The organism is Chryseobacterium lineare (genome assembly GCF_977014045.1).
In genome coordinates, this window is record NZ_CDRNIQ010000001.1 from 1308025 (window position 1) to 1321850 (window position 13826).

Here is a 13826-nt window from a genome sequence, read left to right on the forward strand (position 1 = left end):
TTGATAAATCAACCATAAATATTAAGCTATAAAAATAGAGATAATAATAAATCTATATTTCCATCAATTTTTAATTTTTTAATATAAAAGTTCAATATATTTGTTGATAAGATTTCAACATAGCTATTCATTTTAGATGAGAAAACATTTTGAATTTTTATTGTTATTATTACTTCCTTTTCAGGCTTACAGCCAGCAGAAACTTTCTGCTGACGAATTATTTGCGAATGCCAGAACCGAAGCATTTGAGAAAAAGGATTATCCAAAATCGATATCACTTGCCAAACAGGCACTGGAAATAGCGCCCAACTATACTGATATTTCAGTTTTTCTCGGCAGGCTATACACCTGGAATAAAGACCCTGATTCTGCAAGAACTGTTTTTGAGCAGCTTGATAAAAAAAATGTACAGGATGAAGATTATTTCATCGCGTACGCATCTCTGGAATATTGGAATGATAACAATACTAAAGCTATAGAAATCATTGACAAAGGTCTTTCATATCATTCTCAGTCCGAATCGCTTTGGCTATTGAAGGCGAAAAGCTATAATTCTGCGAAGGATTACACAGCTGCAAAGAATGCTATTGAAAATGTGCTGAAGATTAATCCAAAAAATACTGAAGCTAATAGTCTTGCCGTACGAATCAATGACCTTGCTTCTAAAAATGCAGTAAGCATTACCTATAATTATTCTCACTTTGATAAGCAATTTGCCAATGATTGGCACATTGTGAGCGTTGGTTACAAAAGGGTGACACCAATTGGTTCAATCATTCTGCGGGCCAACTATGCCAATAAATTTGCGGAAAATGGCGCTCAGTTTGAACTGGAGGCTTATCCAAGATTATCTGATATGTTCTACCTTTATGTAGGAGGTGCCTATTCTAAAGATGTAGGGATTTTTCCAAAATACAGAACAGGTGTTTCACTGAATGCAAATCTCCCAAAAAGCTTTGAGGCAGAGATCGGTTACAGACAACTCTACTTTAGCAGCAATATCTGGATGTACACAGCCTCTGTGGGGAAATATTATAAAAATTTCTGGTTTAATATTAGAACTTATCTTACACCTGATAATCAGAATATTTCACATTCATACACAGGTACTGTACGTTATTATACCAAAAGCGGCCAGGATTATTTTGCGTTTCAGATTGGGACCGGAATCAGTCCGGAAGAATCTATCAACAACCTGCTTCAAAATGATGTCTATAAACTTAAAACATTCAAAATCGGAGGTGAATATAATTTCTCTATAGACAGAAACTTATTTTCAGTGGGAACAATGTACTACAACCAGGAATATCAACCTCACACCAAAGGAAACCAGATTGATGTAACGGTCGGTTACACCAGAAAATTCTAAAACATTACTTTCCTTTCCTCATAAAATTGGTAAAGACAGAATCCGGAATCAGCTTTTTGCTCTGATAAAATTTTGAATTCATCCTTTTAAAACGGTTGAAACGCCCTTCTATTTTTTTATAAATCTGAGGATTGTCAAGTGCATCCTCTTCAGAATTGTTGAGAATAAAGAGATCAGAATCGTGCAGGTAATATTTTTCTGAAACGAAGTCCGTAAGCAATGTTTTACTCTGCATGATCGGAATATCACCTTTGCTGATTTCTGAATCCGGAGAAAAGCCTCTTCCCACCCAAGCCACTGTGGAAGGTGTACGCAGGTTATAATTCTTTTTGTAATAGGCTAAGAGAGAAGGCGCAATATCAAAATGACTTACAATTTTCTGGAATCTTTTTGCCTGTTTCAGCATCGGTGAATATATCATCATCGGAACGTGGAACCGGTCTATCTTCGACTCTAGTAGAATCTCCGGCATACTGTGATCACCTGTGATGAAGAAAATAGTTTTCGCAAAATCTCCTCTTTTGCTGTAGCTATTAAAGAACTGCTTCAGTGCATCATCAGCATTAAGAACTGAAACCAACTGATCTTTATATTGTCTGCTCCATTTTTTTTGCTCTGATGTCAAGAGGTTTGAATTAATTCTTTCATTATATAATTTTTCATAATAACTACTGTTGTTTATTGCAAAAGGATTGTGAGTAGAAAGGGTAAGGATCATATTGAAATAAGGCTTAGAATCTACCTTTTGTACATCCAATACTTTTTTGAAAACAGCCTGGTCTTCAAAACCCCAGCTTTGGTTGCCGTTTTTAGCCGGAAGTTTTCGGTACGTTTTATCATAAGCTTTCAGATCAATAATATTATTGACTTTGCTATATTTCAAATATTCTCTGTACCTGTCAAATGAAAGATTACCACCATAATAAAATCCGGTTTCAAAACCATTGGCTCCGAGAATGTTGAAGAGATTAAAATGATCGGGCGTGTCTTCAATTTCTAAAAATCCGTTTTTCCCAAAAGGCAAAGAACCCGTGAGCGATGGCAATGCACCAAAAGTACGACCTGCAGAACTCAAACCGTTTTCCCAATATAGGCTTTTCTGGGAAAGAGAATCCAGAAAAGGCGTGAAATTACCGATATAGCCTTTCGGCGAAGAATAGGCATGTCCGAAACCTTCCATCACAACAAACACGAGGTTAGGAACTTCTTCGGAGTGATTAAAATATTGACCAAGAAAATCCTGCGTATCTTCTTTTCTCCAAAATGGAAAAGCTTCATTCAGAATGTTTTTTTCATAGCTGATATTTTCTTTTTCGCTGAAAAGTTCATTAATCTCAGGATGTTCGCTTATAAAATTTTCTTCATTGGCCTTAAAGAAATAAGCCCACTTGCTTTTAGCTGCATTCTGATTAAATTCATTGGCATTGCTCAATTCTTCAGAGTGTAAACTATTTGTCGGGACAAAGAATGCCACCAATCCCAAAATAAAAATCGATAATGAAGGATAAACCGACTTTAGACGGAATCTGCTTGCTAACCACAACGGAATGAAAGAAGCCGCCAATAAAATCCCTAATAATGCATAGTTTTTAAAATTAAGCATTCCGCTGGCTTCAAGAATCTGTTTGATTTCTTCTTTACTGTAATAAATAAGGTCTGATCCCAGCAGATTTCCTGTCTCGGAAAAATAGAGAAACAGAATATATTGCAGCACAACGACTAGTCCACAGGCAGCAATAGCCAATTTCTTCGCCCAATTTTCTTTAACAAAATTTATCAGCAGATAGATGATTCCGAATCCGAAAATCAATTCCAACAAAAATAGGAGATTATCTATGAAAAGAGCTCCGATAACTGCCGATGTATCAACTCCTTTAAAATTGTAATGATACCACAGCCACTCTGTTACAAGGCCAAGCAGAAACAGAACAGTGAATGTAAGCGCAATTGTACCCCACTGTTTAAGACCGAATTTCAGAATTGTAAAAATCCTTTTTCCTAATGGAAGATTCTGCGTATTCTGATTAAATCCCTGTCTCGTCATTTCTCCCCAGCCATGTGATTTTTTGAAATAATCCACGAAGCCATTCACTCCTGCACGAACGGTAATCGGATGGAAATAAAACGGTTCTGAAAACGCAGTTCCTATCAGCGCAAAGAAATCTTTTCTCTTACTGTAAACCTGATAACTAAGCATATCGACAAGTATTCCATAAACAGAGTATAGAAATCCCAACGAAAGAACAAGCGCGAAAAGAACAAAGAAAAAAGGCCAGCTGATAAGCCCTAAAAGAAGAAAAATGATAAAAACAAAATATCCTGAAAACTCTACCAATGGGCCTAAAAATTCGAAAAAAAACCAATATGGCAGGCTAATCATACCCAATTTCTTATACTTCGGGTTGAACATCATTTTACGGTGCTTCCACAAAGTTTCTATAGTGCCGCGCATCCAGCGGTTTCTCTGTTTTTTGAGGATATCTTTCGTTTCGGGAACTTCTGTCCAGCAAAGCGGATCCGGAATGGTCAGAACTTCATAAGGTTCGTTCCGTTCTTCCATGTATTTCCTCATCCGTACTACCAGCTCCATGTCCTCACCTACAGTTTTTCTGTCATATCCCCCACATTCCAAAACAATTTTCCGGTCAAAAACGCCGAAGGCACCTGAAATAAGAATTAATCCGGATGCTCTTGACCACGCCATTCTTCCTAGTACAAATGCTCTTATATATTCCAACGCCTGCGTTCTTCCTAACAATGTTTTCGGCATATTGACGCTGACAACTTTTCCGTCTTCAATCACACAATTATTAGCAAGACGGATAACACCTCCGCAGGCAATAATCTTTTTATCAGTCTCCTCAAGAAATGGTTTTGCCAGCTTAAGAATCGCATCCTGTTCCAGAATACAATCCACATCTATACAGACCAGATATTGCCCTGAAGAAACATTGATCCCGACATTGAGAGCATCGGCCTTTCCACCATTTTCCTTATCAACAACAAGCAGTTTATTGAAAGCAAGATTCTTACTCTTATAAATGCCCCTGATTTTGTTAGTCTCAATCTTACCCTGCACAAAATAAGACACACATTCCAGGTCATAAGCTTCTATAAGCTTTTGCATAGAATCATCCTTACTGCCGTCATTGATGATGATGATCTCAAGATTATGATAATAAAGCGACAGAAGCGACCTTACATTTTCCACGATGGTCATTCCTTCGTTATATGCAGGCGCGAGAACACTGAAAACGGGCGCATTGGGATTAGAAGCAATAATGCTGTAATCTGTAAAAACATTTTCTTTTTTATAACGAAGAACGGCTCCGAAAGCATAAATGCCTACCCAACCATAAATAATAACGATGGCTGTACCATATAAAATATATAGCCAGATGACAACTTCATATACTATGTGTGAAAACTCTAACATACTTTTTCCTGTAAAGCGTATTTTACAATTTGAATCAGCTCTTCGGACGAATCTTCGCGATGGGCAAGCTCTGATAAATAATCCTGATGTCCGAGCTTATAGAGCGCCTGTGCCGCATTAACTTTAATCCCTGGTGATAACTCATTTTTCAGTTCATCTTTAAGCAAATCTGTACAACATTGATCTTTGGAGATCTGTATAACACGAAGAATCTCTAGCTTCACCTCCTCCGGCTGCTCATCATATATCTCGCTGAGATAAGCGACCGTCTCAGGGTTTTCTAATGACATCAGTACCTTAATGACTTCAATTCTGACCTTAACAGAATCTCTGTTAAGCAATTCTATGGTTTTAGAATAAAGGGTCAGCATCTGAAACTTTTTTATCAGTTTAAGTACGAAAATCACTACAGAATCATTGGTGCTTTCCAACCATTTCCCAATGGTGGCATCGGAATTTTCAGGTATTGATGATATGGAAAGGAGCAACCTCAGCTGCTGCCATTCCGAAATTTTTGAACTAAGTTTTTCCAGAAAATATAAGCCTTCAAAACCTTTGAATCTTACCATTGCATATTGTGCTTCCTGATATACCTGAATGGAAGGATGTAATAAAAATGTAGTGATCTTTGGCACAGCATCCTCTACGTCCATCACCGTCAGCTCCGTAATGCCTCTTACGATGAGATGTGGTTTTTTCTGATTAAGTTTTTTAAGCGCTTCTTTCTGAAGGTTATAATCATTGAATAAACTTTTTATTTTATCCTTGGCACCTCCTGAAAACTTTTTTTCGGAATCCACCAGTTTCTGGAGAAATAAATTTCTGAATGACGCATTTTGGCTGAGAATCTTGAACTGGTCATCATCATCTATCGACCCTTCTTCCCAATACACAATCACTTCAGAAATCTTTCTATTGATAATATCAGACCACTTGATTATGCGGAGAGATTGCTTATATTCTAGAAAGTTGTAGATCAGGACAGCGATAATCAATGCCATCACCAATGACAGCATTATCATAAATACAATGAAAAGAAAATGTACCGATGAAATTATTAGCATTAAATTTTATTTAGGTATAAATCTTTTGATTCTCAGCATGAGTTCATTAGGACTAAACGGTTTTACAATAAAATCGGAAGCTCCCAAATCAAAAGCATTGAGAATCACCTCTTCCTGTCCCATACTGGAAAGCATAATCACACGGGTCTGCTTCCCCATAGACTGCAATTCGGAGAGTATTTCTATCCCGGAAGCAAAAGGCATCATAATATCGGTAATGGCGACATCAACATCTTTTTCCTTCAGGGTATCGATGGCCTCTCTTCCGTTTCTGGTCAGGATTACCTCGTGTCCTTCTTTTATTAATTTATGTTCGATTGTTTTGAGAATCAGCTCATCATCTTCTGCAACCAAAATCAGCATACTTATGTAAATTTTATTTTATTAAACTTTTAATTATTTCTAATCCTATTCTTATTTCTTCACTTATCTCTTTGTAAAGCGATGCAAAATCCATGCTCTTACTCAATTTTATTTCCCATTCCCGAGCATATTCCGATAGTCTGAAAAGTCCTGCTGTTCCTGCCGTCCCTTTCAGCTTATGAAGGATTATCTCCATATCTGATACATTTTTAGCATCTTCCGCAGTTTTAATATCTTTCATTGCCTGATCCAACTGCTGAACAACGAGATTCAGAAACAAATTTCGAAATTCTGCATCATCGCCTATTTGTCCGTTGAGCATAGGCATGTCAATATGTTTATCCGGAGTATTTGAATCGTTACTATCATTAGGGTTATCAATAACAGGAAAATATTTTTTCAACATTGTTTCCAGATCATTTTGTCTTAAAGGTTTTGGGAGAAAATCATTCATACCGCTTTCCAGACATTTTTCTTTTTCACCCAGTACATTTCCGGCCGTAACACCTATAATCGGCACAGTTTCGTATCCCGGCAAAAGCCGAATTTGTTTCGTAGCTTCTATGCCGTCCATCACCGGCATCTGCACATCCATCAGGATTATAGAAAATTGCTTTTTCCTGCATTCCTCTAAAGCTTCAAGTCCGTTCACCACCTCTGTAAGATCGGAATGAGGCGAGATTGCTTTCATCATCCTGTTGTTCAGAACCATATTAACCGGATTATCATCAACCAGCAATACATCCATTTCCTGAAAAACAGATACATGGTCTTTCTCTATATCTTTTACAACAACAGGTTCTTCTTTAAAACTATTCTTCTCCACACGTCTGAGCGTTTTGTACAGCTCTTCAGACTTAATGGGTTTCATCAGGAAGTAAGAATTATCTTCTTTTCGGAAGGAATTGATGACATCGTGTTCTTCGGAAGAAGTATGGAGAATGATCAGAGGCAAAACCTCGTTGCGTTGGCTAAACAGCTCTTTAATTTTATCAATAGTCTCCAGACCGGATATAATCGGCATATGATAATCCATCAGTATCACATCAAAACGTTCACCTTTCAATAGCATTTGCAATGCTTCCATACCATTAGCAGCAAGCACAGATTCCACATTTTTATAATCAAGCATATGTTTCAGGATGATTCTGTTTGCTTCGTTATCATCCACAATCAGGACACGTTTAATCGAAATAAATTCATTTTCATCTTTTATTTCGGACGTTTCGTACGGAATCTCTATATCAAAGAAAAATACTGACCCTTTTTCCGGGGCGCTAATTAAGGAAAGATTACTTCCCATATACCCCAAAATATTATTTGATATGGTAAGCCCAAGACCCGTTCCACCATATCGTTTACTGATGGAGCTGTTTTCCTGTGTAAAGGCATTAAAAATGTACTTTTGTTTATCCGGCGGGATTCCTATTCCCGTATCTCTTACTGAAAAACGTAATTTAATATTCTGATTGTTAATATTCAACTTTTCAACCTTAAGTTCTATTTCACCTTCTTTTGTGAATTTAACGGCATTGCCGAGAAGATTAATCAGAATCTGCTTCAGCCTTGCTCCGTCTACTAATAAAGTTTTCGGAAGCCCCGGCTCGATATTAAGGAGCAGCTCAATATTCTTTTTCTGCGACTGGTAAAGAATCACATTGATAACCTGGCTTACCATATCGTAAACATCGTAAGGTTCTATCAAGAGTTCAAGCTTGCCGGATTCTATCTTAGAAAAATCAAGAATATCATTGATGATGTTCAGCAGATTCTCACCGGATTCATTGATATAATTAAGATATTGTGTCTGAATCTCATTAAGAGGTGTTCTCAGAAGAAGGTCGGAAAATCCTATGACGCCATTCAGCGGCGTACGAATCTCGTGACTCATATTGGCAAGAAATTCTGATTTGGTTTTGCTTGCAATATCTGCCATTCTTTTGGCTTCTTTCAATTCTTTATTGATGATGGCTGCGTTTGTGATATTCTGAATAGAAACAATCACACCTCCTATTTCATCATCAGAAACGTACCAGGGTCCCACCTTCAGATTATAGTGCTGTGTTTCTTTCTTACCTTCTATGTTTAGAATAAAATCTTCATTGACGTAAATTTCCCCCTTCAGCGCGGCCTGGTAGATTTCCTTTCTTTCTTCCGGTACATTGGGTGAAACAGTGAACAAATTCTGTCCGATAAGATCCGGATGATTCATATTAAACTCATCCCTCCAGCTGCTACTGACTGCAAGATAGTTAAGCTCCTTATCAAACATCGCTATGGCATCGGGAGCATACGTTGCAAAAGACTGCATCATTGCTTCTTTTTTTGTCACCTCTAGCAACATATTCTTGAACTTATTGATATCTTGGATAATACCAAAGACTCTTACACACTCACCGTTTTCGAATTCCGGTATCGCTTTCACCCTTACCCAGATTGTAACACCATCATTCCGGACCAGCTGAAACTCTTCATCATAAGGGATACCTTCCGTAACCGCTCTGTTGAATAAAAATTTAACCCTATCCTGGTTATCTTCTTTATAAAAACCAATTGCATTTTCGAGATCCGGCTGATAACCACTTTCTATTTTATGAATTTCCTTAGTACTTTGTGACCAAAATATAGTATTGGTTTTCAGGTTCACTTCCCAGCCGCCCACCTGAGCCACAGAGTTCGTCTGCTCCAGCATTTTTTTTGTATGAAGCAGGTCTTTTTCCAGACTCATTCTCTCTGTTATATTGAGCGCTGTACTTACAACATAAGGTCTGCCATCCTGATCCATCTCCACGAGATTATGATACATCCATATCAATTCAGCACCTTCCTTAGTTTTGAGAATCATTGTTCCAAAATCCTCTTTATTTTTGTTAATGCGCTCTAGATATTTCATCAGTAAAGGATGGTTATTTTCAGGAACCAAATCCTTGAGATTAAGCATTGCTACTTCCCCGGCAGAATATTGCAGGGTTTCACGGCCTTTTTCATTAACAGCAATGATATTCCCCTCCATATCGTGCATACTCATCAATCCTATTGCATTCTCGAAAAAACTCCTGAAGCGCCTTTCGGAACTTTCCAGCTGACGCTTTTCTTCCGATTGCGATGTAATATTGATACCGAAACAGAATACTTCAGAAAATTTTTCGTTTTGCTTCAGAGACCACTCAACAATTGTAGAAGTATCATTGCGGTTTCTTGTGGATGTTGTAAATGATACTTCTTTTCCATTTTCAAAATCATTTAGGACTGACGAGAACTGGCCGTCTTGATCTAAAACATCTGGAAAATACTGTCCGACAGCATCTTCTCGTTTGATAGAATATATTTTTTCAAATGCAGGATTAACGTCCTTAAATCTCAGTTTCTCATCAAGAACGCAGATTATATTATTTGATATATCAAAAGTTTGCTGGAAATATTCGGCATTGACGGTTTTTCTTTTGGATGTCAAAATTTTTGCAATAACATCCGAAAGTTTTTTAAGGGCACCAATCTGATTTTCAGAAATTGTTTTAGGAACATAATCAATTACGCAGATCGTACCCAAAGCAAAGCCGTCCTCGTCTATAATTGGAACTCCGACGTAAAATTTTATCCCTCCTTCAAGAATTATAGGATTATCAGAAGAGCGGTCATCTAAAAGTGTATTATTGATTACAACGACTTCACCGGAAGCTATGGAATACTGGCAAAGCGTATTTTTTCTGTCCACAGAATCTATCGAAAGTCCAACACAACTTTGCATCGTTTGCTCATCACTTCGCATAATGGCAATCAATGATGAAGGACAATGCGAAATCAGACATGCCGTTTCTGCAAACACATCAAACTGTGGATCTTTGCCCAGATTCAACAAATTGAGAAAGTCTAATTTCTTCAATCGTTCTGCTTCATTCTCGGGAAGTGGGTATTTATTCATCGTGCAAACTAAGTTATCTAAAAAAATTAAATATTTTTACAAATTAGACAAAAATAATTGTTTATAACTTTTGAATATTACAATATTTAAGAAATAGCAAAAAAAATTATCATCATAATATCTTTATGATTAAAAAATAATTTAATCACTTATAGAAAGTACATGACCGTTTGCAGAATATTTTAAGTAATATTTATTGAAGATGAAAAATTTTGAGTTTTTGTAAAAGTCTATTACTATTTAATTTGGCTCAAACGAACCAAATCATCTATAAAACTGTCTGAAGAAAATCCCGTATTGGTAATTGATGCTGCCTTAAATTTATTAGTTAACCACGTCTTAGCCCTTCATATTCAATCTTTCTTCCTGAAGATCAAGTAATCGAAGATGTTTTCTAATTATTTCTTCATCTAACAAAAGTTCTTCGCGGTTTTTATTGATGAGCCAGTTTCTTTGAGTGTCGAGAATGTCTAGATAAATATTTTTATATTGCTTATAATTAAGAATAATTTCAGAACTGTTTAATTGGTTTTCATATTTCTGCAATTGATCTTTCAGTGCCGGGAAACTTTCTATCCTGTGGGCATAATCGCTTCGAATTTTATCAATCGCTACTTTTGCCAAACTATTCTGAATTTCGTAATCTATTTCTTTTTCACTTTTTATAAAGTCGCGGTCTACCGGTGGAAATTTTTTAAGTAAAAAAGGAAGCGTAAGCCCCTGTAGCAGCAGTGTTGACAAAATAACAATAAATGTGATGAAGAGAATCATATTTCTTTGCGGAAAAGGAGTTCCATCATCCAGAGTCAAGGGAATGGAAAGTGCTGCTGCCAAAGAAACTACGCCTCTCATTCCTGTCCAGCCAATAATTAAAGGCGTTTGCCAGCCGGGATGCTGTGCATCTGCAACGTTGATAAAATTTCTCATAATCAAGGTTGTAACTACCGCTGCATAACCTGCCAAAATTCTTACAATAATTAGTACAGCGGTAACTGCAATTCCATAACCCATTGCTGTGTAAATATCTGTTTCCCCTAAACCTGAAACAATTTCCGGCAAATCTAAACCGATAAGCATGAAAACAATTCCATTTAACAAAAAACATAAACTTTCCCAAACTGTTACCGTACGTATTCTTGATGCACTGCTTAAAAAATCATGACTCCGGTAAGAAAGAAATAATCCGCCAGTGACTACCGCCAAAACTCCGGACGCATGAAGCTGTTCTGCCGCCAGGTACATTGAAAACGGTGCAATAAAAGTCAGTAGAATATCTATATTTGAGTCGGTAGGTAAAATTTTGTGCATTTTCATAAAGATGTACGCAATAACAAGTCCGATTCCCAACCCACCAAAGCACATCCATACAAAACTCCCGGCTGCTTCATGCCATACAAATTGTCCGGTTGCAGCAGCAATCATTGCAAATCTGAAAATGATGAGAGAAGAAGCATCATTCAGCAAACTTTCACCTTCAAGAATTGAAGCTAGTCTTTTCGGCACTTTTACAAATTTCAGAATTGCTCCGGCACTAACTGCATCTGGTGGAGAAACGATTCCACCCAATAAAAAACCGAGGGCCAGAGAAAATCCCGGAATAAAATAATTCGCAAAAACAGCAACTGATAACGCGGTAAAAAAAACGACTACAAAAGCAAAACTGAAAATGATCCTGCGCCATCTCCAAAGTTCTTTCCAAGAGGTCGACCATGCAGCTTCATATAGTAAAGGAGGTAAAAAAATGATAAATAATAATTCGGGTTCTATTTTAATTGGTGGCACGCCAGGTATAAAACTTATAAAAAGCCCGGCTAATACCAATAAAACCGGATATGCAACCTGAATTTTCTTGGCCAGCATGATGAGCATTGTAATTAAAAGAACCAAAAAAAGATAAAATTCAAAGTTTTTGAGCATATAAAAATTTTAGATATTTAAATATATCAAATTTTTAAAAATATTTAAATGTTAACTAAAGATTTAAAATGATGTAATAAAAAAAGAAAGCCAACTGCTGTCAACTTCCTATAAAATTAAAAAAAAGAATGAAAAGAGCTATTTTTTGTTTTTAATAATACTATTCATTTTTCGGGTTTGATTATTTAACTTTACCTTTATGAAGTCTTTGGTAGTCCGATAGTTCTGAATACAAGCTTTAAGTTCTGATAGAAGCAGTTCATATTGAGCATAAGAACCTTTCAATTTCAAAATGTTATGGCGCAAGATTTTATCTTCTTGCTCAGTTGTTGTAAAATTTCCGTATTTCTGATGGAATAGCTTATACCGTTCAAATAGATCTACCAAATCCTGATATTCTTTAGTATCAATTTTTTTCAATATTTCTAATTCTTTAATTGAAAATTATATGTAAAATATATTTTCCAAAATATTAATTTGGGTTTAATTAATTTCCTGTAAAGCTTTTTTAAGTAAGGTTTCGTTAGGATCACCTAAGTCTAAGATTGGCAAGGTTTCAAATTCGTTCTTTATAATGGTTGGTGATAATCCACTACTGTAATTTCCCACGTTGCCAGCGTTAAATAATTTGTAAATCATCGGATGAATCTGCCAAGAAATTTTCGGTGGTTTTCGTTGGTCAGTAATATCCCAACCCGACATATCTTTCCCCATTGTTTTTTCACCGATCTGTACTACCTGAATGTAAGGTTTGAGATTATTAATCACCGTTTCGGAAGCGGATGCTGTACTTGCCGTTGTCAAAACATAGACTTTATTAAGTCCTAAGTTTTGATTTAATAAAGTATTAAAACTTGGAGCAGAGTTGTCATAGGCTATTTGTTGGGCAAAAGTTAAAGTTACTTCACCGCCGTTTTTGTTTCCTTTATAAATAATAAATGGAGAGCTAGCCGATATTCCTGATGGAATCATTGCACAAAGAGCGGTAGAAGATGCAAGTATTCCACCGTAGTTGTAGCGAAGATCCAAAATTAAGTCTGAAATTCCTGCAGATTTAAACTCTGTAAATTTACTAACCAAAGATTGTGCAAGTCCATTTTGAAAATTATAAATATATAAGTAGCCGACTTTTTTTCCGTTATGCTCAAAAATCCTGGAAACTAAAGGTTGATCAAATGTAAAACTTTGATATATTGTAATTTCATTTTCGTTGACGATATTTCCATTATCCCAAACACCAACCGTTAATTTTATCGGTGAAGCAGAATCGATAATCAACGATTCAACCTGATTTTTATTTCCAGAAGTAATTGCAGTTCCATTTATTTTCGTAATAATTCTTCCACGTTGCAAACCGGCATTTTGGGCCGGAGAATTTTTCATTACTAATTTAACAATGGCAAATGTTTTCCCATTCTGCTGTAAAACAGAGTAATCAAAACCATATAAACTTCTCGTAGTTTTGGAATATGTCGAGGCATCATTCTTATTTAAAATATTGGAAAATTTATCTTCCGGAGAAAGGAGACTTTTAAAAAATTCCTGTGTTGGAAGACTGTAATTCGGTTTTAGAGGCATGGTTGCGGCCCAATAATAGTAACGTTTCATTGAATCCTGAACCCAAAGATTCACGGATTCAGTTGTTCCCTCGGCAAAATCGGGCCTGAAGTCTTCATCATCAATCCTGTTACAGGAAAATAGCGTGAAAACAAACAGTAATAAGAACCAAATTTTCATTAATTTTTATTCTTTATT

7 protein-coding genes are annotated in these 13826 nt (G+C 36.4%); 1 reads left to right on the plus strand and 6 read right to left on the minus strand.

Annotated elements, in window-relative coordinates; all coding sequences use genetic code 11:
• Positions 1 to 136: 136 nt before the first annotated feature.
• On the plus strand, positions 137 to 1369 hold the full coding sequence (locus ACWNCI_RS05825) for a YaiO family outer membrane beta-barrel protein (RefSeq protein WP_346985179.1): 1233 nt from the start codon (positions 137 to 139) through the stop codon (positions 1367 to 1369).
• Positions 1370 to 1373: 4 nt separating this feature from the next.
• On the opposite strand, the gene ACWNCI_RS05830 is transcribed toward ACWNCI_RS05825, so the two are convergent.
• The 6 genes from ACWNCI_RS05830 to ACWNCI_RS05855 form a co-directional block, all read right to left on the minus strand.
• The gene (locus ACWNCI_RS05830; protein WP_449387541.1) at positions 1374 to 4805 is read right to left on the minus strand and encodes a sulfatase-like hydrolase/transferase; all 3432 of its coding nucleotides are present in this window, start codon (positions 4803 to 4805) and stop codon (positions 1374 to 1376) included.
• Complete coding sequence (locus tag ACWNCI_RS05835; protein WP_449387542.1) at positions 4799 to 5869, minus strand: HEAT repeat domain-containing protein; 1071 nt, start codon at positions 5867 to 5869, stop codon at positions 4799 to 4801. Before ACWNCI_RS05835 ends, ACWNCI_RS05830 begins: the two co-directional genes overlap by 7 nt.
• 6 nt (positions 5870 to 5875) lie before the next feature.
• The gene (locus ACWNCI_RS05840) at positions 5876 to 6232 is read right to left on the minus strand and encodes a response regulator transcription factor (protein WP_449387543.1); all 357 of its coding nucleotides are present in this window, start codon (positions 6230 to 6232) and stop codon (positions 5876 to 5878) included.
• 13 nt (positions 6233 to 6245) lie between these two features.
• Complete coding sequence (locus ACWNCI_RS05845) at positions 6246 to 10154, minus strand: response regulator (protein ID WP_449387544.1); 3909 nt, start codon at positions 10152 to 10154, stop codon at positions 6246 to 6248.
• Between the two features lie 339 nt (positions 10155 to 10493).
• Entirely contained in the window at positions 10494 to 12071 is a 1578-nt protein-coding gene (locus ACWNCI_RS05850; RefSeq protein ID WP_346985172.1) for a Na+/H+ antiporter, read from the minus strand.
• Positions 12072 to 12554: 483 nt separating this feature from the next.
• Positions 12555 to 13808: a S41 family peptidase gene (locus ACWNCI_RS05855; protein WP_346985170.1), complete on the minus strand. Its 1254-nt coding sequence runs from the start codon at positions 13806 to 13808 to the stop codon at positions 12555 to 12557.
• Positions 13809 to 13826 lie beyond the last annotated feature (18 nt).